The organism is Haloarchaeobius sp. HME9146 (assembly GCF_025399835.1).
Taxonomy (GTDB): domain Archaea; phylum Halobacteriota; class Halobacteria; order Halobacteriales; family Natrialbaceae; genus Haloarchaeobius.
In genome coordinates this window covers 3,270,407-3,290,883 of sequence record NZ_JAODVR010000001.1, presented here as the reverse complement: position 1 = coordinate 3,290,883, position 20,477 = coordinate 3,270,407, and the positions used below count along the sequence as shown (strand labels likewise).

The 20,477-nt window shown below is 66.9% G+C and carries 23 protein-coding genes; 8 read left to right on the top strand and 15 right to left on the bottom strand.

The genetic code is table 11. The features are described from left to right. Positions 1-3 precede the first annotated feature (3 nt). Complete coding sequence (locus N6C22_RS16930; protein WP_261652306.1) at positions 4-321, top strand: cupin domain-containing protein; 318 nt, start codon at positions 4-6, stop codon at positions 319-321. A gap of 22 nt (positions 322-343) precedes the next feature. Here N6C22_RS16930 and N6C22_RS16925 read toward each other — a convergent pair whose 3' ends face one another. Further along, positions 344-994, bottom strand: a complete 651-nt coding sequence (locus N6C22_RS16925) for a molybdenum cofactor biosynthesis protein B (protein WP_261652305.1) — start codon at positions 992-994, stop codon at positions 344-346. A 115-nt stretch (positions 995-1,109) separates the two neighbouring features. On the opposite strand from N6C22_RS16925, the gene N6C22_RS16920 reads away from it, so the two are divergent. Together N6C22_RS16920 and N6C22_RS16915 are read left to right on the top strand one after the other, a co-directional pair. Beyond that, complete coding sequence (locus N6C22_RS16920) at positions 1,110-2,150, top strand: zinc-binding dehydrogenase (protein WP_261652304.1); 1,041 nt, start codon at positions 1,110-1,112, stop codon at positions 2,148-2,150. Next, positions 2,140-2,427, top strand: a complete 288-nt coding sequence (locus N6C22_RS16915; RefSeq protein ID WP_261652303.1) for a hypothetical protein — start codon at positions 2,140-2,142, stop codon at positions 2,425-2,427. Before N6C22_RS16920 ends, N6C22_RS16915 begins: the two co-directional genes overlap by 11 nt. Before the next feature lie 14 nt (positions 2,428-2,441). On the opposite strand, the gene N6C22_RS16910 is transcribed toward N6C22_RS16915, so the two are convergent. The 3 genes from N6C22_RS16910 to N6C22_RS16900 all read right to left on the bottom strand — a co-directional run bounded on the left by N6C22_RS16910 (position 2,442) and on the right by N6C22_RS16900 (position 4,369). Then, positions 2,442-2,759: a hypothetical protein gene (locus tag N6C22_RS16910; protein ID WP_261652302.1), complete on the bottom strand. Its 318-nt coding sequence runs from the start codon at positions 2,757-2,759 to the stop codon at positions 2,442-2,444. A 94-nt stretch (positions 2,760-2,853) separates the two neighbouring features. After that, the gene (locus N6C22_RS16905) at positions 2,854-3,432 is read right to left on the bottom strand and encodes an NUDIX domain-containing protein (protein ID WP_261652301.1); all 579 of its coding nucleotides are present in this window, start codon (positions 3,430-3,432) and stop codon (positions 2,854-2,856) included. A gap of 43 nt (positions 3,433-3,475) precedes the next feature. Further along, a complete protein-coding gene (locus N6C22_RS16900) occupies positions 3,476-4,369 on the bottom strand; it encodes a diacylglycerol kinase family protein (RefSeq protein ID WP_261652300.1) in 894 nt (297 codons plus the stop codon). Positions 4,370-4,422: 53 nt separating this feature from the next. On the opposite strand from N6C22_RS16900, the gene N6C22_RS16895 reads away from it, so the two are divergent. Further along, positions 4,423-5,097, top strand: a complete 675-nt coding sequence (locus N6C22_RS16895) for a CehA/McbA family metallohydrolase (RefSeq protein WP_261652299.1) — start codon at positions 4,423-4,425, stop codon at positions 5,095-5,097. A 254-nt stretch (positions 5,098-5,351) separates the two neighbouring features. Here the strand turns inward: N6C22_RS16895 and N6C22_RS16890 are convergent, their stop codons facing one another. Both N6C22_RS16890 and N6C22_RS16885 read right to left on the bottom strand, forming a co-directional pair. Further along, complete coding sequence (locus tag N6C22_RS16890) at positions 5,352-5,618, bottom strand: hypothetical protein (protein ID WP_261652298.1); 267 nt, start codon at positions 5,616-5,618, stop codon at positions 5,352-5,354. A 178-nt stretch (positions 5,619-5,796) separates the two neighbouring features. After that, positions 5,797-6,210, bottom strand: coding sequence for an Lrp/AsnC family transcriptional regulator (locus N6C22_RS16885; RefSeq protein ID WP_261652297.1), 414 nt, complete (start codon positions 6,208-6,210; stop codon positions 5,797-5,799). Between the two features lie 101 nt (positions 6,211-6,311). Here N6C22_RS16885 and carA point away from each other — a divergent pair, with 101 nt between their 5' ends. The 4 genes from carA to N6C22_RS16865 all read left to right on the top strand — a co-directional run bounded on the left by carA (position 6,312) and on the right by N6C22_RS16865 (position 12,158). Beyond that, positions 6,312-7,391: a glutamine-hydrolyzing carbamoyl-phosphate synthase small subunit gene (carA, locus tag N6C22_RS16880; RefSeq protein WP_261652296.1), complete on the top strand. Its 1,080-nt coding sequence runs from the start codon at positions 6,312-6,314 to the stop codon at positions 7,389-7,391. A 75-nt stretch (positions 7,392-7,466) separates the two neighbouring features. After that, on the top strand, positions 7,467-8,789 hold the full coding sequence (locus tag N6C22_RS16875) for a spermidine/putrescine ABC transporter substrate-binding protein (RefSeq protein ID WP_261652295.1): 1,323 nt from the start codon (positions 7,467-7,469) through the stop codon (positions 8,787-8,789). An 88-nt stretch (positions 8,790-8,877) separates the two neighbouring features. Continuing rightward, complete coding sequence (locus tag N6C22_RS16870; protein WP_261652294.1) at positions 8,878-10,191, top strand: spermidine/putrescine ABC transporter substrate-binding protein; 1,314 nt, start codon at positions 8,878-8,880, stop codon at positions 10,189-10,191. Positions 10,192-10,193: 2 nt separating this feature from the next. Further along, on the top strand, positions 10,194-12,158 hold the full coding sequence (locus N6C22_RS16865) for a sensor histidine kinase (RefSeq protein ID WP_261652293.1): 1,965 nt from the start codon (positions 10,194-10,196) through the stop codon (positions 12,156-12,158). Between the two features lie 71 nt (positions 12,159-12,229). On the opposite strand, the gene N6C22_RS16860 is transcribed toward N6C22_RS16865, so the two are convergent. The 9 genes from N6C22_RS16860 to N6C22_RS16820 all read right to left on the bottom strand — a co-directional run bounded on the left by N6C22_RS16860 (position 12,230) and on the right by N6C22_RS16820 (position 20,442). Beyond that, a complete protein-coding gene (locus N6C22_RS16860) occupies positions 12,230-12,970 on the bottom strand; it encodes an SDR family oxidoreductase (protein WP_261652292.1) in 741 nt (246 codons plus the stop codon). A 105-nt stretch (positions 12,971-13,075) separates the two neighbouring features. Next, positions 13,076-13,336, bottom strand: coding sequence for a hypothetical protein (locus tag N6C22_RS16855; RefSeq protein ID WP_261652291.1), 261 nt, complete (start codon positions 13,334-13,336; stop codon positions 13,076-13,078). Positions 13,337-13,407: 71 nt separating this feature from the next. Continuing rightward, entirely contained in the window at positions 13,408-14,391 is a 984-nt protein-coding gene (locus N6C22_RS16850) for a PrsW family intramembrane metalloprotease (RefSeq protein ID WP_261652290.1), read from the bottom strand. A 94-nt stretch (positions 14,392-14,485) separates the two neighbouring features. Beyond that, entirely contained in the window at positions 14,486-17,689 is a 3,204-nt protein-coding gene (gene carB / locus N6C22_RS16845; protein WP_369684422.1) for a carbamoyl-phosphate synthase large subunit, read from the bottom strand. Positions 17,690-17,899: 210 nt separating this feature from the next. Beyond that, positions 17,900-18,139, bottom strand: a complete 240-nt coding sequence (locus N6C22_RS16840; protein WP_261652289.1) for a hypothetical protein — start codon at positions 18,137-18,139, stop codon at positions 17,900-17,902. A gap of 82 nt (positions 18,140-18,221) precedes the next feature. Then, positions 18,222-18,752 carry a DUF5815 family protein gene (locus tag N6C22_RS16835; RefSeq protein WP_261652288.1) on the bottom strand — a complete coding sequence of 177 codons (531 nt, stop codon included), beginning with the start codon at positions 18,750-18,752 and terminating at the stop codon, positions 18,222-18,224. 55 nt (positions 18,753-18,807) lie between these two features. After that, positions 18,808-19,053, bottom strand: a complete 246-nt coding sequence (locus tag N6C22_RS16830) for a hypothetical protein (protein ID WP_261652287.1) — start codon at positions 19,051-19,053, stop codon at positions 18,808-18,810. Between the two features lie 63 nt (positions 19,054-19,116). Beyond that, positions 19,117-19,989 carry a hypothetical protein gene (locus N6C22_RS16825; RefSeq protein WP_261652286.1) on the bottom strand — a complete coding sequence of 291 codons (873 nt, stop codon included), beginning with the start codon at positions 19,987-19,989 and terminating at the stop codon, positions 19,117-19,119. Between the two features lie 39 nt (positions 19,990-20,028). Next, entirely contained in the window at positions 20,029-20,442 is a 414-nt protein-coding gene (locus tag N6C22_RS16820) for a hypothetical protein (protein ID WP_261652285.1), read from the bottom strand. Positions 20,443-20,477: the final 35 nt, after the last annotated feature.

The window sequence follows — 20,477 nt, the reverse complement described above, 5'->3', positions numbered from 1 at the left end:
GGTATGACACTCGACCGGTATCCCGACCTCGACCCCGACGCTGGCGAGGTGCTCGACGCCGAGGTCGTCGTCGCGGACGACGTGCTCGTGAAAGCCTTCGCACTCGGGCCAGGGGCGACGCTCGACCCGCACGACCATCCCACGTCGGCGAACGTGTTCCACGTCGTCGAGGGGACTGTGACGGTGATACAGGACGAGACCGAGGAGACCGTCACCGCACCCGGTGTGGTGTTCCACGACCGCGGGGTCGCCCACGGCGCGCGAAACGACGGGGACGAACCCGCGGTTCTGACCGCGACGCTCGCACCGTTCCCCGGCTAATCGGTCGTTCTGTTCGGGTTCGTTACTCTTCGTCGTCCTCCTCGGGCTCCTCGCGCTGGGCCAGCCCGGCGAGGTGGGGAACCTCCGGGAGGATGATGTCCTCGACGCCGAGTTCGACCGCCGGGCGACTCCCCGGCAGACAGAACACCGGACAGCCGTTGGAGATGCCCGCGGTGGCCCGCGTCGCGATGACGGTCGTCCCGATGTCGTCGTAGGAGAATCGGCGGAACAGTTCGCCGAAACCGGGGAGTTCCTTCTCGAAGAGCTGGCGGGCGGCTTCGACCGTCACGTCGTCGGGTGTCACGCCGGTCCCACCGGTCGTGACGACCGCATCCACGTCGCGCCGCTCCGTCAGCCGGGAGACGGTCCCTTGGACGCTGTCGAACTCGTCAGGCACCAGCTCGCGGACGACGACCTCGTGCCCTTCGTCCTCGAATGTGGCCTCGATGGTGTCGCCGGCCGGGTCGTCGTCCAGTGACCGGGACGAGGAGACGGTGACGACGCCGACCCCGAGCGAGGTGATGTCGTGGTGATGGTGGTGGTCGTGGTCCTCGTGACCGTGGTGGTCCTGTTCGTCTGCGTGTTCGTGGTGGTCGTGGTCCTCGTCTTCGCTCGCCTGGTCGTCGCCGTGGTCGTGCTCGTGCCCGTGGTCGTCGCCGTCGTGTTCGCTCATGCCCCCCGCTTGGGCTGGGGGGCACAAAACCGGCCGGTGTTCGACGATAGTCGAAGAACCGGTAGACAATGGACGAACGCACAGTGCTTTTACCCAGCCACTGGACCCTCGAACCATGCAAGCCGTTCAGTTCAGCGAGCACGGCGACGCGGACGTCATCGAGTACGGCGACTTCCCGGACCCGGAGCCGGGCCGAGACGAGGTGCTGGTCGACATCAAGGCCGGCGCACTCAACCACCTCGACGTCTGGACCCGCCGGGGCCTCCCCGGCGTCGACCTGGAGATGCCACACATCCCCGGGAGCGACGGAGCGGGCGTCGTCGAGGAGGTTGGCGAGGCGGTCACGCGCTTCGAGCCGGGCGACCGGGTCGCGCTCCTCGCGGGCGTCCACTGCGGGAAGTGTGAGTTCTGCCGAACCGGTGACACGGCGCTGTGTGTGAACTACCACGTCATCGGCGAGCACGTCCGCGGTGTGCACGCCGAGTACGCGGCCATCCCCGCGGAGAACCTGACGCCGGTGCCCGACCACGTCGACTGGGAGACGGCCGCGGCCGCCCCGCTCGTGTTCCAGACCGCCTGGCGCATGATGATCGAGCGCGGCGACCTGACACAGGGAGAATCCGTCCTCGTGCTGGGTGCCTCCGGTGGCGTCGGCCACGCGGCGGTCCAGATAGCCGCCCACGCCGGAGCCGAGGTGTACGCCACTGCCTCCAGCGAGGAGAAACTCCAACACGCGAAAGAGTGCGGTGCCGACCACGTCATCGACTACGAGGCCGAGGACTTCGCGGCCGAGATCCGCGAGATGACGGGCAAGCGCGGGGTCGACATGGTCGTCGACCACGTCGGCGAGGCCACGTGGGACAAGTCGTTGAAGTCCCTCGCGAAGAACGGCCGAATCGTCACCTGCGGGGCGACGACGGGTCCGCGGCCGAAGACCAACATCAACCGCATCTTCTGGAACCAGCTGAAGGTCATCGGGTCGACGATGGCGACCCACGGCGAGGCCGAGAAGGCGCTCTCGCTGGTCTGGGACGGGACGTTCGAGCCGAAGATTCGCGACACCCTGCCGATGAGCGAGACCAAGCGAGCACACGAGATGCTGGAAAACCGTGAGGGCTTTGGCAAGGTGGTCGTAATCCCAGATAGTGAGCTCTGAGGACGACGACGACGGTGGGTACGTGCACCGCCCCGGCGCTGTCGGGTCGGATGGAGAGACCAGTGACGGCGTCGTCCACCCGGACTCGGTCGAGCGCGAGTTCGACTACCGGGGCTGGACGCTCGTCGGCGTCATCGTGTTCGCGTTCCTCGTCGCGCCCATCGTCGTCTACCTCCGTCCGCCCGCACTCCCGTACTGGGTCGCGCTGCTCGCGTTCCCGATGCTGCCGGCGCTCTTCCTTGGTGTGATGGCGGTCTGGGCGACGACCCGCCCCTGAACCGGAAAAATCGATTACTGTGCGAGTGGTGGCTCTCCGAACGTCGCCTCGATACGTGAGACGATAGCCATCGCCAGTGCGACGTCACTCTCCGGGGTATCCTCGCGCTCCGCGTAGGTCAGCAGGTCTTCCCGGAGCCGCCACGCCTCGAACGGTGTAAGTGTGGTCGAGCCGTCTTCGAGTTTTCGCGCGATATCGAGCGCCCACCACGGCTCGGGGCCCTCGTGGTCCTCGCGCGTCAACTGTTCGACCATCACGTGATGGACGACCCACGCTTCTGCTCTGCCGAGGCCGAATGCGACTTCGGGTTCCGGGTGGTGCGTTGCTACCATTGTCTCGTCACGGGAGCCGTTCCCGCCGCTGACTACGTGGGTAGACGATATAGTACTTTGTGGCGTGTTAGCACACGCCTTTTTCTTCTCCGGTTCAGTCGAAGTCGCGGCGCATCGCGATCTCGAACCAGGGGCACAGGCGGAGCTGCCGGTAGAACTCGGGATTGTCGTGGAGTCGCTCGTAGGGGACCCACATCAGGCCCTCGACCTCCTCCGGGTCGGGGTCGAGGCTGGTGTCGGTGAGGGTGAGCTTGAGGACGGCACAGACCTCGTGCTCGACGCCCGCGTTCTCGAAGTAGCGCTTGTACTCGAAGCGGTCGGTGAGCTGGAGGTTCTCGTACTGGTCGGGCGTGATACCGAGTTCCTCTTCGAGGCGCTCGCGGGTGGCGGCCTCCTGGGACTGTCCCTCGACCGGGTGCGAGGCGACGGTGCCGTCCCACCAGGTGCCCCACAGGCGCTTGTCGGCGGCGCGCTGGGCGAGCAGGATGTTCCCGTCCCCGTCGAACACGAGCGAGGTGAACGCGCGGTGGCGGATACCCTCACCGGTGTGGGCGTCGAGGCGGTTGACGAGGCCCTGTTCGTTGTCGTCGGCGTCGACGGCGATGACCTCCTGTCCCGCGTTCTTGTGCGGGAGTTCCTCGGCCACCTCGTCTGCTTCGTTTGGGGTACTCATGCATCAACAATCGACGACCCCGTAAAAAGGAACTTCGCTTTCGTCAGGGGCGTGGCTGGTACGTCTTGCTCACGCAGAACCGCAGACACTGCGGCCGCGACCGCGCCTTCAACTCGGTCGTCGACAGCCCCTCGCCGTCGAGGCTGAAGTGCCGAGGCTCGTCGCCGTGGACGGTGAGGTGCATCTCCGGGGCGAGCAGGCGGGTCAGGTGGTCCCGGTCGCGCCGGAGGAACCGGCGGATAGCCTCGTCACTGGCGAGCGACCGTGCGGGGCGGTCCTCGATGACGACGATGTTCAGCATCCCGTCCTCCATGTTGGCTTGCACGCCGGGTTCGCCGACGAACCGCCGGCCGTTGCCCACGAGGACGCCGATGGCTTCCCCGGCGTACAGCTCCGCGCCGTTCTCGTCGTGCACGTCGATGTCCAGCCCTTCGAAGTCCCGGTACTCCCGCATCGTGTTGATGACGTAGGCCAGCACCCCCCAGCGCTTCTTGAACTCGGGCGTCGTGGCGACGCTCGAATCCGCGGTCAGGCCGCCGACGCAGGAGTTGACGAACAGGCGACCGTTCGCCACCCCGAGGTCGATTCGACGGCGACGACCGGACTCCAGGAGCTGGAAGGAGTGCTCGATGCCTTGGATGCCGAGTCGGTCGGCGAAGTTGTTCCCCGTCCCGGCCGGGACGACCCCGAGGGTGGTGCTGTCGAGGCCGCCCGCGTCGTCGACGCCCCGGACGACCTCGTTGAGGGTCCCGTCGCCACCGGCTGCGACCACCAGCGAGGCGTCTTCCGACACCGCATCCCGGGCGAGTTCGTACGTCTCCCCGCGCCCCGTGGACTCCCAGACTCGGTAGCCGTGTTCGTCGGCGAGCCGTCGTGTCTGGTCGGCCCGTTTCCCGCCGCCGCTCTTGGGATTCAGGACGAGGATGCAATCGGACATAGGCAGACTGCGCGGGGGAACGACAAAGACCTTGGCCACAGTCTATCCGAGACGTGTTCACCATCGACCTCCACACGCACACGCGGTTCTTCCACGGGCGTCGGGCACTCGGCGACCGATTCGACCCGTACGGGGTCCGCCTCCTCGCCGCGGTCGCCCGGTACCGCGGCCTCGACGCCCTCGCACTCACGAACCACGACTACTACACGCCGTTCCGTGCGGAGGACCCGGTGTTGCTGCCCGGCATCGAGATATCGACGACGCGAGGCCACGTCCTCGTCGTCGGCCCGGACCCGCCCAGGGAGACGACGAAGGGCGAACTCCGGCCCACCGAAGCGGTCGACCTCGCCCACGACCACGACTGCGTGGCCATCATGGCGCACCCGTTCCGGAACGGGGACATCCGCCATTCCACGGCGGAGTTCGACGCCGTCGAGGTGAACGGAAAACACCCGGAGAACCGGCGGCGGGCGGAACGACTCGCCGCCGAGCGCGACCTGCCCGTCGTCGGGGGAAGCGACGCCCACTTTCCGATCGAGGTCGGGCGGGCGTACACGGTCGTCGACGCCCCGGAGCCGACGGCGGAGGCGGTCGTCTCGGCGATTCGCGAGGGACGGGTCGAGGTCCGAACCAGTACGGGACCGGTCGACCGCGTGCTGAACCGACTCTACACGACGGTTCACCGACGAAAAGGCCACCTCGAACCGCCGAAGAACGAGCAGGCGTGACGGCGTCGTCACTCGCGAATCTATGAGAGACGCCGACCGGGGGACGACGCGATGTGCCGTGTACCAGTCGAGTTGCCAGTCGTAGTCTGGTCGGCTGCCAGTCGATTGCCAGTCGTGTGTGTCGTCCCGGACAGGCCGGTCGGCGGGTTCAGTCCGCCCCGTCGACGGCGTGTGCCGTCAATCCAACTGCGAACGCGTCTCTTCCCCTGTGTGGCCACCCAACCCCGTTTCGTTCGTGTGCCAGTACTGCTCGCTTACGCGCCGGTTTCGACGGTCTGCCGCATGAGGGTCTTGATGCCCCCGTAGAGGCCGAGCACCGCGGCACCGGTGAAGAACCCACCGATGGCGGACATCAGCCGTACGTCCTGTGGAATCCCGAAGGCTGCGGGCCAGAGCGTGATCCAGAACGTGAACAACAGCACCATCTGCGCCAGCATCAGCATCACGAAGGCCGCGCCGGTATCGACGCTGGCCTCTAGCGTGACTTCGTCGTCGCCGAATCGCTTGCTCGGGGTGGCCATGTGAACCGACTGATGCTTCTTTTGGTTATCAGATATAGTTATTTATTGGTTTCTAACCAGTTCGGCAGTGGTACAAAGCTTTTGTGGCCCTGGTATGCAGACGAAACCGCACGACTGCACCGGGTTCTAATCGCCCATTACCGGAGAGTAGTCTCGCACTAACACTGTCGTTTCGGGCTCAACCCAGACGCTCATCGAGGATGAGCCGGGTCTTCGTGGAGACGACCTCCTCCAGCTCGCGCGCCTGCGTGATGAGTTTGTTCACGCCCTGGGTGTCGGCGCAGTCCACGACCAGGACCACGTCCTCCTCGCCGGAGACCTGCCAGACGAAGTCGACCTCCTCCCACTCGGCCATCCGGTCGGAGATGTCGGTCGTGTCGACGTCCACCGCAACACCTACCTCAATCATCGCCTTGACGTTCCCGGTGCGCGTCGCGACGGTGAAGCGCTCGATGACGTTCTGTTCGGTCATCCGTTCGACGCGGTTGCGGACGGTGCCCTCGCTCGTCCCGACGCGGTCGGCGATTTCCGTGTAGGGTGTCCGGGCGTCCCGTCGGAGGATGTTCAGTATCTGGCGGTCGAGTTCGTCCATGGAGGTCGAATAGTACTGGACCGCGAGACTTGGCTGTTACGAAATTCGTAACGAGATTTCGAAAGCAAGACTTATTTGGGTTGGACAATACGTATCTCGTAATGACGGACGCCTACGTAGCGCTGGAGGGTGGCCACGTCGTCGAGGCGCGTGGTCGTGCTCCGGGGACAGCCCGTGGCGAACTGGTTTTCACAACAGCATACACAGGATACGAAGAGAGTCTCACCGACCCATCCTACGAGGAGCAGATCCTCACCTTCGCGTATCCCCTGATTGGAAACTACGGCGTCCGACCCGAACGCTTCGAGTCCGACCGCGTCCACCCGCGCGCGGTCGTCGCTCGTGAACTCACCGACGACGTGGCCGACTGGCTGACCGCCGAGGGCGTGCCGGCCGTCGACCACCTCGACACCCGCGACCTCGTCACCGACATCCGCGAGAGCGGCGCGATGAAGTGCGGTATCGCGGTGGGCGACGACGTGACCCCCGAGGACGCGCTCGCCGAGCTCGAACAGTGCAAGACGATGAGCGAGCACACCGACATCGGCGCGCAGGTCTCGGTCTCGGAACCCGAGGTCTACAACCAGACCGGCGACGGCGCGACCGTCGCACTCGTCGACTGCGGTGCCAAGAAGTCCATCATCGACTCGCTCACGGAGCGCGGCGCGACCGTCCACGTCCTGCCCTACGACACGACGGCCGAGGAGGTCACCGCGCTCGACCCGGACATCCTGTTCATCTCGAACGGTCCCGGCGACCCTGCGAATTTCGAAGCCGCCGTCTCGCTCGTCGAGGAGTTCACCGGCGAACTCCCCATCGCCGGCATCTGCCTCGGTCAGCAGATCGTCGCTCGCGCGCTCGGTGGCACCACCGAGAAGATGGACTTCGGCCACCGCGGCGTCAACCAGCCCGTCATCGACGAGGAATCCGGTCGCGTCGTCATGACCACCCAGAACCACGGCTACACCGTCGCCGACCCCGGCGAGAAGCTCACCGTCACCCAGCGCAACGTCAACGACGACACGCCCGAGGGCCTCGACAGCGAGGAGCTGAACATCATCACGCGCCAGTACCACCCCGAGGCCAACCCCGGCCCGAACGACTCCCTCGACTTCTTCGACGACGTGCTCGGCATGGTCGACACATCAGGCGACCGTCGAATGGTCGTCGCCGACGACTGAGCGTCCGCCCGACGACTGCCACGCCGGCCGTCTCTTTATCTCTCGAACCCGCGTACTAGCCAGTACAGGGGGGTTATGAAGGAGTCCAGAAGCCGCCGGTCTGTCCTGTGCGGACTCGCTGCCGCGAGCAGCGCCGTCGCCGCCGGCTGCTTCGGCGAGACCACCCAGCGCCAACCGACGACGACGCCACCCGTGAGACGCGGGAACAGCGTGTTGCGCGCGGAGCTCGGGCTCTCGTTGCCTCCCTACGAAATCGAGGACCACCTCCGGGTGTTCCAGTGGCGTGACTACTGGCCCCGCGAGACGATTCGCCACTTCGAGCAGGCGTTCGGTGTCGACGTCACGGTCGACTACTACGATTCGAACGAGGAGATGTACCGGGGCCTGCACGACCCGTCGACACCGGCGTACGACCTCGTGTTCCCGAGTGGCTACTTCGTCACCGTCCTCGTGGGAGCGGGTCGTATCGTCCCGTTCGACCTCGAGAAGCTCTCGAACTGGTCGAACCTGGAGAGACGCTGGCAGCTCGACCAGCCGTACGACCCCGGTCCCGGCCGTCACTCGGTTCCGTTCCAGTGGGGGACGACGGGAATCGGCTGGAACCGGGAGCTGGCGACCCTCCCCAGTCCGGTGTCCTGGGAGGTGCTCTGGGACCAGGACCACGCCGGTCGTATCACCATGTTGAACGACGTGCGAGAGACCATCGGCGTCGCGCTCAAGCGCCTGGGCTACTCGCTGAACACCACCAGCGAGAGCGAGATACGTGAGGCCGGTGAGCTCCTGCGCGAGCAGCGGCCGCTGGTCCGGGGCTACGACTCCACGAACATGGTGTCGAACCTGGTCGACCGGCGGGCGTCCCCCATCCACACCTGGTCCGGTGAGGCGTTCATCGCCTACTGGCACCTGTTCCAGAACGGGATGTCGCCCATCGAGTACCGCATCCCCGACGACGGTGGGGTCATGTGGGTCGATTCGGCCGCGATACCGTCGGACGCCGCACATCCGAACGCGGCCCACGCGTTCGTGGATTACCTGTTGAACCCGAAGGTGAACGCGTCCATCTCGAACTACGTGTTCTACGCGACGCCGAACGAGGCGGCCTGGCCGTACGTCGACGACTGGATCCTGGAGAACCCGGACATCTACCCGTCGGCGGACTGCCTGGAGAAACTGGAGTTCGTCCGGGACGTCGGCCCGACAATCGAGACCTATCAGGACGTCTGGGAGGAGCTGACCGGCACGTCGATAGATAACCCGGCCGAGACGCTGCCGACACGAGAGGTACACAAGGCCGGTGTGGCGCGTCGCGTTGCCGACGGCCGGCCGACATTCTGGCCGAGTCACGGCGGTCCCCCGGCGGCGGCACTGGCCACGCTGCAGCGAAAACGGCCATCGTAGCGACCGAGGCTGCTGGATACACCCGTTTCGGCCCACTGTAGCCGCTTCTTTATCTCGTATACCCCCCTACTAGCACACAGCAAGGAGTATGGAGGTGCCAAGGAGCCGTCGGTCAGTCCTGCGTCGGCTTGCAGCCACGAGCGGCGGCTTCGTCGCGGGCTGCATCGGCGGACGACCGGTTCGGCGCACCAGACCACTCCAGTCCTCGACCGGCCGCGGGAACAGTGTCCTGCGCTCGCAGCTCGGACTCTCGACGCCAGCGTACGACATCGAAGGAGAGCTCCGGGTGTTCCAGTGGAAGAACTACTGGCCGCGCGAGACCGTCCGAACCTTCGAGTCGGCGTTCGGCGTCGACGTCACGGTCGACTACTACGGGTCGAACGAGGAGATGTACCGGGGCCTCCGGGACCGAGGGACCGCGCCGTACGACCTCATCTTCCCGAGTGGCTACTTCGTCACCGGCCTCGCCGAGCGGGGTGAGGTCGCCAGCTTCGACCTCGCGAAGCTGCCGAACTGGTCGAACCTGGAGACGCGCTGGCAGGTCAATCCGCCGTACGACCCGGGCCCCGGCCGCCACTCGGTCCCGTACCAGTGGGGGACCGTGGGTGTCGGCTGGAACCGGGAGCTGGCCTCGTTCGCCGACCCGGTCTCCTGGGCGGTCCTGTGGGACCCGGACTATGCAGGGCGAATCACCATGCTGAACGACGTGCGCCAGACGCTCGGCGTCGCGCTCAAGCGCCTGGGCTACTCGCTGAACACCACCAGCGAGAGCGAGATACGCGAGGCCGGTGAGCTCCTGCGCGAGCAGCGACCCCTGCTCCGGGAGTACAACTCGACGAACATGGTGTCGAACCTGGTCGACCGGCGGGCGTCCCCCATCCACACCTGGTCGGGCCACGCCTTCGTCGCGTACTGGCACCTGTTCGCCGACGGGGGTTCCCCCATCGAGTACCGCATCCCCGAGGAAGGTGGCGTCATGTGGGTCGACACGGTCGCGATGCCGGTCGACGCCAGGCACCCGGGCGCGGCCCACGCCTTCGTGGACTACCTGCTGGACCCGCGAGTGAACGCGAGCATCTCGAACTACGTGTTCTACGCGACGCCGAACGAGGCGGCCTGGCCGTACGTCGACGACTGGATCCTGGAGAACCCGGACATCTACCCGCCACCCGACCGCCTGGAGAAACTGGAGTTCGTCCGCGACGTGGGTCCGGCCATCCAGACCTACGACGAGGTGTGGGAGGACGCGACCGGCCTGTCCGCCAGTGACCGGATCCGGGCGTCCTCGGCACGGGACCTGTGGCCGATGCCGGTGACCCCACCCAGACCGGACACCGCGGCGCCACGCGCCACCGAGTACGCCCGATCTCCGGCCGTGTCACACCTGGAGGCCCGGCGGTGACGATGCGAGATTCGCTCGGGCAACTGCTCCCGGGTGCGATTCGGGGGAGCTACCTCGCAAAGCTCACGCTCGCGCTGTTGCTCGTCGTCGTCGTGGTCGCTGGCGTCGGCGTCAACGCCTACGTCCAGACGGACGCGGAGCTGGATGCGTCCGTCGAGGCCGACTCGCTGACGGTCGCACGACTCGAAGCCGACCGGGTCGGCGACTGGAAGGACCGGAACGTCCGCATCGTCCGCATGCTCTCGAAGTACCAGGACCTCCAGCACGACGAGCCCCGCGCGGTCGAACTGTTCTTGCAGCGCGAGGCGTGGTTCCTGCCGGACACCGTCAGGGCGGTCCACGTCGTCGAGGCGGACTCCTCGGCGGTGCTCGCGAGTACGGACTCGTGGCGCTCTCACGAGAACACGGTGTTCGCCGACGAGGGCGCACCCTGGGCGAAGGCCGACCTCACGTTCGAGGACAGCATGCAGGTCCACGTCTCGTCGGTGTACACGTCGCTCGGTGAGCCGGTCGTGGCCTACATCACGCCGGTGCCGCGGCGGCCGAACCAGTGGCTGGTCCTCGTGGCGACCGCCCCGTCGTTCGCCTCCAGCCCGGAGAAGGAGGTCGGGCCGCGGATCGTCCAGCTTGTCGACGCCGACGGGACGGTGTTCTACGACGGGTTCGGCGATGCCGTCCCCCACCCGCTCGTGACGGACGACTCCGGTGACCTTCCGGCGCCCCTCCGTGACAGAGCGATAGACGACGCCGGCTTCCTCGGCCGGGACGAGGTCGGGCCGGCGTTGCCCTCGGGCCACGTGGTCGGGTACGCGCCGGTTCGGGACAGCGACTGGGTGGTGCTGGTCTACACGCCGACGTCGGAAGCGTACCGGGTCGACCGGCAGATCACGACGCTCGTGTTGAGCGTCACCATCGTCTCGCTGGTCGGCCTGTTGGCCATCGCGGCCACCATCGGGCGGAACACGGCCCGGTCGCTCCGGGAGCTGGCCGAGAAGGCCGAGCGACTCGAGGCGGGTGACCTGGCGGTCGACCTGTCGACCGACCGGACCGACGAGTTCGGCGAACTCGCCGCCGCGTTCGACAGCATGCAGCGGTCGCTTCGACGCCAGATAGAGGCCGCGGAGCAGGCCAGTGCCGATGCGATGGCGGCGGCCAGCGACCTGGCCGAATCGAACCAGATGCTCGCCGAACAGCGCGAGATGATACTGGTGTTACACCGGCTGTTGCGCCACAACCTCCGGAACGACCTGAGCGCCATCACCTGGAACGCGCAGGTTCTCGAACGGGCGGACCTGGAACCCGAGGAGCGACAGGCGCTGACAGCGCTCATCCAGACGGCCGAACGCCTAGAGGAGAACACCCGGAAGGCCCAGCAGATAGAGGCCATCGCCGAGCGCGACGGCGGCGACGTCCATCAGGTCGACCTCGTGGCCGCGGTCGAACACGCGGTCGACGCGATGCGGGAGGCACACCCCGAGGCGACCATCACGACCGACCTGCCCGAGACGGCCCCGGTCCAGTCGCTCCTCTCCATCCAGTCGGTCGTCGAGTATCTCGTCGACAACGCGGTCCGTCACAACGACAGGGACGAACCGAGCGTCGAGGTGTCGGTCGAACCGGCGAACGGGAGCGACGGGATGGTCACGATGCGCGTCGCCGACGACGGGCCGGGAATCCCACAGGCCGAGATCGAGCCGGTGCTGGAGGGACGGGAGCAACCGCTCCGGCACGGGAGCGGTATCGGCCTCTGGATCGTCGTCTGGACCGTCCGCAAGTCGGGCGGGCAGGTCTCGTTCGAGCACCGGGAGCCGCGCGGGACCGTCGTCGTGGTCGAACTCGAAGCGGCCGAGTCGGTCGACGTGCCCGAGTCGCAGGTGGCGGGTGAGGCCGCCGAGTCGGCCGCGGACCCCCCCGAGCGCCACACCGAAGAGTTCCAGCCCGGGGAGAGCAGTCCCCAGCAGGAGTGATGTCGCGGAACGTCACGACAGGATGATTTCGGTACAGCCGGGCTGGCACGACCGGTTCAGGAGGGAATCGATCAGGAGGGAATCGAGTAATCCGAGCGGGTGGCGACGAGCCCCGATTCGGGCCCGCGCCAGTCGAAGTCGACCGCGTCGTCGACGCCACCCGGGACGCTCTCCGGGCCGACGACCTCGAAGGTGCGGTTCCTGGCCTCGGGCGTGGTGAGGGCGGCGACCATCAGCCACGCCACGTCCGCCCGCCGGACGCTCCCCGAGACCGTGGCACCGCCCTCCGCCACGACGAGTTGCTGTGTCATCTCGCCGTCGCGCAGGCGGCCGGGCCGAACGATGGTGTAGGGGAGGTTCGAGTCGCGGAGGTGCGCCTCGGTCTTGCCCTTCGCTCGCAGGAGTCGATGGCGAAGCAGGCGCTGTGGCCAGGAGAGACAGTCTTTCGAATCGCCGACACCGAGGGCGGATTCGAGGACGAAGTACGAGACGCCCGCATGCAGGGCCGCGTCGACGAGGTTCTGGACACCGTCGCCGTCGACGGGCCGACCGAACAGCAGTCGTTTTCGGGGCGAGCCGACCGCACAGAGGACGCCGTCGACGTCGGCGATGGCACGCATCGCATCGTCTCGGTCGAACAGATTGCCGACGACAACCTCGTCGGCGCCGTGCCGGCGGAGCATGGACTCGTTCTCACCGTGCCGTGTCAGCGCGCGGGCCGTGTACTCGGTGTCAGCGAGATACTCCAGGATGGCGGTGCCGGTCTCCCCACTCGCTCCTGCGACGAGGAGCCGGTAGCTATCGTGGGTCACTGTACCATGATACGGACTGGGGTGTGTTAACCGTTCCGCGCACGACAGTACACCCCGGAGAACCGCCCGACTGCGCGGCGAAGTCAGCGCCGGTTGCCGGTCGGCTCATCGGCCGGTTCCGCGGCGTCCCCGGCCCGGCGGATTCACGAACAGCGCGTCGACGAGGGCGAGCAGGCAACACACGCCGGCGATACCGATGGCGGTCGTCGAGGACGCGTCAGCGAGGGCGGACCAGAGGGCCGCGGCGACGAACGAGAGTGGAATCATCGCGAGCACCAGGTCGTACCGGGAGACGGCCGCGACGAGCGTTCGGATGGTCGACAGCGATGCACGTTCATGCCTGTACTCGGTTTCTGCGCGCTGCATCCTTTCACCAGGGAGTCGTACGAAGGGGACCCTCAAAAAATTTGAGGGTCTAAGCGCGCTTCGATTGCGCGTTAGTCGGCGCTAACTGCGTCGCTCTCGTTTGTGGATGCCGCCTCATCGTACGCCGCGCGGTAGCGCGAGAGCTTCCGGTAGAGGAAGTACCCGACGAGGCCGTCGAACAGCAGCACGAACGCGACGAACGCGATGCCGCCCCCGAAGACGTCGTAGGGCAGGTTCGACGCCAGCGAGTTGTACGTCGCGTGGATACCCGCCGCGATGAGCAGCCCCTTGACCACGATGGGCCCCCGGTCGTCCGGGTTGAACTTCGCCAGCCCGAGGTAGTAGCCCGCGATGGCCGAGTACAGCACGTGACCCGGGCCGACGAAGGCGCGCTGGGTCGCGACCGAGAGCATCTGCCCGAAGCCGCCACTCAGCGCGATAGTCCCGGAGTCGAAGAGGACCTTCGAGATGTAGAGGGCGTTCTCGATGGTCGCGAAGCCAAGGCCGGCGACCGCGCCGTACACCGCGCCGTCGATGACCGCGTCGAAGTCGTCACCGCGGTAGGCGTGCAGGCGCACCGCGAGCCACTTCACCGTCTCCTCGATGGGACCGACCACGAGGAAGAAGAACACGACCATGCCGACGAACGGCAGGGCCGTCACCAGGGGCTGCAGCGCGCTGTTGAGGGTGGCCGCGAAACTCGCGAACAGCACCGACAGCAGGAACGTCACCGACAGCGGCCACACCGGTTCACGCATCGTCGGGTTGCCGTACCAGATGGCGCCCGCGAGCAGGAAGGCCGGCACCACGGACGCCACGGTCAGGATGCCGAGCGTGGGCCGGTACCACAGCGCCGAGGTGACCAGCCCGAGCTGGGCGACGAACGTCAGCAGGGCGAGCAGGATGACACCCCACCGTGCGGAGCGAGTGAGGCCCCCGTGGACCGTCTCGGCGACGGCGTCCAGTCGGGTCCGTGACTCCCAGTCGGTCACCTCGTAGCGGTTGGTTCGACCGTTCGATTCGACCGGGTCGCGCGGTCTGTCGCTCCCCGTCATCGCTATGTCGTCGTTTCGAAGCCAGACGGGTAGGTAGCGGGCCAAACTGTCTATCGACCCGGCGAGAGAGGAGGAGACGGCGTTCGCGGTCAGGTCAGTTCTGCTCGGGGTTGCCCCACTTCGCGACCGTGCGCGGGCGGTCCGAGACCGCCATCACTTCGAGGTCGCCCTCCTTGGCGGCGAGACCGTCGAGGTAGGCCTTCGCGCTCGCCTCGGTCGAGATGTAGGCGACGTCCTCGTCGACCGCGGTCTTCAGGGAGTCGGGGTCGTCGCTGACGAGGAGGTTCACCTTGCCCTCCATGAGCGCCTGTTCGAGGTCGTCGAACTCGGCGACGTCGTAGAACTCCTCGAAGCCATCCACGTCGAGGTGTACCACGGCGGTGCCCGAGTCGACGTCGTTGTAGGCGGCCTGCTGGGACTTCCAGTAGGCCATGCCGAACGAACTGGCGGTGCCCATGACCTCACCCGTGGATTTCATCTCGGGGCCCAGACGCGGGTCCGAGTTCGGCAGGCGGTCGAACGGCAGGACGACCTCCTTGATGCTGGTGTGCTCGGGAATCTGCTCCTGGGTTTCGAGGTCCTCGATGGACTTCCCGGCCATGACCTTCGCGGCGAGCTTGGCGATGGGGACGCCGGTCGCCTTCGAGACGTACGGGACGGTGCGCGAGGAGCGCGGGTTCGCCTCCAGTACGTACACCTCGCCGTCTTTCACGGCGAGCTGGACGTTCATCAGGCCGACCGTGTCGAGCGCGCGGGCGAGGTCCTCGGTGACCTCGCGGACGCGACCGAGTGTCTCCTCGTCGAGCGAGCGCGGCGGAATCATACACGCGGAGTCACCGGAGTGGACCCCGGCGGTCTCGACGTGTTCCATGATGCCGCCGATGAGGACGTCCTCGCCGTCGGAGACGGCGTCGACGTCGAGTTCGACCGCCTCCTCGAGGAAGTCGTCGATGAGGATCGGCTTGTCGGGGGAGACGCGAACCGCCTCCTCCATGTAGGTCTTCAGCTCGTCGTCGTCGTACACCACGTCCATCGCGCGGCCGCCGAGGACGTAGCTCGGGCGGACCAGCACGGGGTAGCCGATGTCGTGGGCGAGGTCGAGCGCCTCTTCCTCGCTCGTCGCGGAGCCACCCTCGGGCTGGGCGATGCCCAGGTCGTCCATGAGCCGGTTGAAGCGGTCGCGGTCCTCGGCGAGGTCCATCGCCTCGACTGAGGTCCCGACGATCTCGCAGTCGAGCCCGCGGCGGTCGATCTCTGCCTGGAGCGGCTCACCGATGTCGACGGAGGTCTGCCCACCGAACTGGATCATCACGCCGTCGGCCCCGATGGCCTCGATGACGTCGGCGACCTCCTCGGCGTTGATGGGCTCGAAGAACAGGCCGTCGGAGGTGTCGTAGTCGGTCGAGACGGTCTCGGGGTTGTTGTTCACGACGTGGGCGTCGATACCCATCTCGCGCAGGGCGCGAACCGCGTGGACCGAACAGTAGTCGAACTCGACCCCCTGCCCGATGCGGATGGGGCCGCCGCCGACCACCACGACGCTCTCGACGTCGTGGTCGACCTTCAGCTCGCCCGCGGCCGCTTCACCCTCGAACGGGCCGCTGTACCACTCGGGCTTGCGCGCGGAGTAGTAGTACGGCGTCTGGGCTTCGAACTCGCCGGCGCAGGTGTCGACCTGCTTGTAGGTACGGCCGGGGACGTTCTGCTCGATAGTGTCGACGCTCTCGCCGGTCGACGCGGCGATCTCGGCGTTGGTGTGGCCGGTGATGGCGGCGGCCGTGAAGTCGCCCTCCGAGGCGGCGTCGTAGGAGTCGGCCACCTTCTTGAAGCGCTCGACGTACCACTCCTCGATGTCGGTCAGCTCGATGACCGTCTCGACGGTGTAGCCGCGGTGGAACGCCTCGAACATGGCGTAGGGACGGTCCGGGCTGGGGCGTTCGAGGTACTCGGTCTCCAGTTCCGCGTCGGAGACGTCGGCCCAGTCGATGTCCGGGTCGTACTCCGAGGAGCGAAGCGCCTTCAGCAGGCTCTCCTCGAAGGTGCGCCCGATGGCCATCGCCTCGCCGGTACTCTTCATCGCAGTCCCGAGCGTGAAGTCCGTCTCGGGGAACTTGTCCTTGGGCCAGCGCGGGACCTTCGTGACGACGTAGTCGATGGCCGGCTCGAAGGCGGCCGTGGTCTGGCCGGTGATCTCGTTGGTGATCTCGTGGAGGCGCTTGCCGAGGGCGACCTTGGCGGTGACGCGGGCGATGGGGTAGCCGGTCGCCTTCGAGGCGAGTGCGGAGGAGCGGGACACGCGGGGGTTCACCTCGACGACACGGTACTCGCCGCCGGGGGTGCCGTCGTCGCGCCAGGCGTGCTGGATGTTACAGCCACCCTCGATACCGAGTTCGCGGATGACCTTCAGCGCGGAGTCGCGCATCGCCTGGTGGCCCTCGTCGGGGATGACCTGGCTGGGCGTGACGACCGTGGACTCCCCGGTGTGGATGCCCATCGGGTCGATGTTCTCCATGTTGCAGATGATGATACAGGAGTCGTCGGCGTCGCGCATGACCTCGTACTCGAGTTCGACCCAGCCCGAGATGGACTCGGTGATGAGCACCTCGCTGTTACGCGAGAGGCGCAGGCCCTTGCGGACGCGGCGCTTGAGCTCGTCCATGTCCTCGACGACGCCGGAGCCGCTCCCGCCGAGGGTGTAGGTGGTGCGCGAGATGACGGGGAGGCCGCCGACCTCCTCGACCGCCTTCTCGACGCGGTCCGCGATGGCGTCTTCCGAGAGTTCGGCGACTTTCTCGCCCTCGTCGAGCCTGATGGTCGTCGACTTCGGGACGGGCTCGCCGATCTTCTCCATGCGCTGGCGGAAGAGGTCGCGGTCCTCCGTCGCGTAGATAGTGTCGAGGGGCGTGCCCATGACGTCCACGTCGTACTCCTCGAGGACGCCCTCCTCGGAGAGTTCGGCCGTGACGTTCAGGCCGGTCTGACCGCCGAGCCCGGCGATGACGCCGTCGGGGCGTTCCTTCTCGATGATCTCTGCGATGGCCTCGGTCGTGATCGGCTCGATGTAGACCCGGTCGGCCATGTCCGGGTCCGTCATGATGGTCGCGGGGTTCGAGTTGACGAGGACGACTCGTGCGCCCTCCTCCTGCAGTGCGCGACAGGCCTGTGCGCCGGAGTAGTCGAACTCTGCCGCCTGGCCGATCTGGATGGGGCCGCTCCCGATGAGAAGGATGGTACGTCCGTCTGCGTCGTCCGGTGTCCCGCCGGTCATGGTTCTCTTGTTCACTGCAAATTCGTACATCGTAATAAGCCCCACGAAAGACTGCGAGAAACGTAACGACTTTTCGAAATTCGAACTTGCGACTCTGTCGCATGGCTGTCGCAGGGTTCACGGCCGGTCGCGTGCGCGAGTCTATCGGATGGACTGTTCGGACGGATAGGACGCTACCGGTACCGGCACTACTGACGAAACGACCGCAACGAGATGGGACAGCGAGGACCGGGCGTAGACCTAGTTCGAAGCGTCCGGTTGTTCGAGAATCCGGTACTGGTAGGGCCGGTCACGGATGACCTCGACCGCGCCACGTTCGGCGTGTCGGCCGAGGATGGTCGCGACACGGTGAGCGCTCTCGATGTCTTCGCCGTGCTCGTCGAGGAGGGCGACGATATCGCGCGCCGACAACGGCTCGTCCGGGTCCGCCTCTGCGAGAACGGCCTTGATCCGTTCGAACTCGCTCCGGCGGGATGGCATGTGCGAGAACAGTACGTCCACCAGCATAAAACGAGGGCAGTAGTATGCTGGCTTGCCACACACCGACGGGGGCGAGTGCCGCCTACAGCGCGGTGTCGTGTTCGCTCGTGAACTCGCGTTGCTGGCGGTACTGTTCGACGAACTCGCTCACGTCGAACTCCAGCATCTGGCGCTCGAAGTCAGAGACCGCACTGTCGTCGTCCGCGTGACTCACGGCGTGTTCCATCATCTCGACGACGAGCTCGACGATTATCTCGTGGAGCCGGCGCGAGTCGAACTCGGTGAGCCAGATCATCGAACAGCCGACGGTGCCGTCGTCGGAGACATCGGCGCTCGCGACCTTCTCCGGGAACTCTTCCATCACGATGCCCATGAGGTGGGGCGTCCCGAACTCGCCGAAGTCGTCGGCGGTCTCGACCGTCTCCTGCAGGACCGCGACGAGCGACTCCGGGAAGAAACGCGACGGCGGGTGGACGTCCATCACGACGGCGTAGCGCTCGCCGTTCTCGACGTACTCCCGCATCCCGAGGTCGATGTCGCTGACGGCTACGGTCGGCCCGTCGGGGAGCGACAGTTCGGTCCCGGACCCACCCGGAACGCGTGGTTCAGCCATGCTCCACTCTCCGGGACCGGCAGTGAAAAGTGCCGCGCTCTCGGGACAGCGGTCCTCACTCGTAAATCGGGCCGTCGTCGTACTCCTCCTCCTCATCGCCCCCGTCGGCGTCCTCGTCTTCGGCCCCTTCGCCGTCGTCGGCGTCGTCCACCGAGACTGCCACCTCGACCTCGATGTCGACTCCCTCCAGGGAGAGTTCCGCCTCGGCGTCTTTCACGTCGCCGACCTCGATCTCCAGTTCGTCGGAGTCGACCTCGACCTCGACCTCCACGTCCACCGTGACGTTGTTGTCCTCGGACATGGTTCGACCCACTCGGGACCGCGATAAAAGTCCACGCCCTGCGGAAAGGCGAGTGTTCGCCCATCAGGGGAGCAACGCCGGGTCGACGTCCGCGAGGTCGTCCTCGCGACCGCCGGCACCCGTCGCGTCGCGCAACTGGTCGAACACGACGGCGGTCAGCGCGACGGAGAACACCGTCGCCACACTGGTGATCGCGATGGACGCCAGCCGGGCCACCGGCGAGGTGGCGGTCGCGAGCTGGCTGGCGAGGGCGGCCTGGTCGGCCACCGCCCCGCCCAGGACGCTGGCGACCGCGGTCGAGGTGATAGTCGCCGAGAGGGTCACCGCGGCGAGCAGGCAGACGAAGAGGAACGAATCGAGACGGTTGCCAGCCGTCAGCTCCCAGCTCCGGCGCAGCCCCGCGAACACGGACTCGTCCTCGATGGCGACGGCCGCCGTGACGAAGTAGAGGGTCAGCGCGAGGAACACGCCAGGGACGACGAACAGTACCAGCCCGCCCACGACGAGCGACGTGAACAGGACCGACGCGAGGACGGCGTGGGCGGTCCGGGACGGGAGCCCGGCGACCGCCGTCCGTGGGACGGCCTCGGAGTACGCGCCGCTGAAGGTTCGCAGGCCGACGACCGTGACCGCGACGCCGAGGGCCGCCGCCATGGCCGCGAGGACGGTCCCGTACCAGTGCGGGACCGTTGCGGGCAGGCCGAGTGCGCCACGCGAGACCGCGACCGACCCCTGGTCGAGTAGCGCCGCGGGCGTCGTGCCCAGCGCGTCGGCGGTCCGCGTCAGGAGCTGTCGCTGGAGATACGCCTGCTCCGTGTCGAACCCGACCGCGGAGACCAACTGGACGAGGAAGGTACAGCACGCGAGCGTGGCACCCGCCCGGGTTGCGGTTCGCTCGATGGCGGCCACGACCGCGGCCTCGAAATCGATACCCATCTGGACGGAGTTATGCGACCGGGAAGAAATAGATATCCGTCAGGGCCAGTCGTCCCGGACCTGTTCTTCGGTTTCCTCGGCGTCCTCCGCATCGGAGAGTTCCCAGCCGGCCGCCTCCGCGGCGTCCTCGACGGCGAGGTACTCCCAGCCGGCGCGGTCGGCCAGGTCGGCGTCCTCCTGGGTCGTGCTGACGAAGACGTGGCGGTCGGTGTCGAACTGCTCGCCGACGCTCTCCAGGCTCTCCTCTTTCCCACGTGGACCGGAGAAGAAGTCCTGTCTGATGCGGTTCTTCCGGGTGAAGTTGGTCACGACGTACGTCGGCTTGTCCGAGACGACCCCGACGTACTTGCTCCAGCGTCGGGCGTCGTCGAACACCTGCTCGGGGTCCGCCAGCGCCTGCAGCGCCGACAGCTCGAACGCCAACGTCATCGTTCCATCGTTGCCGCCGTTCATGCAGTAGGCTCACCTCGGCGCGCGGAAAACGGTAT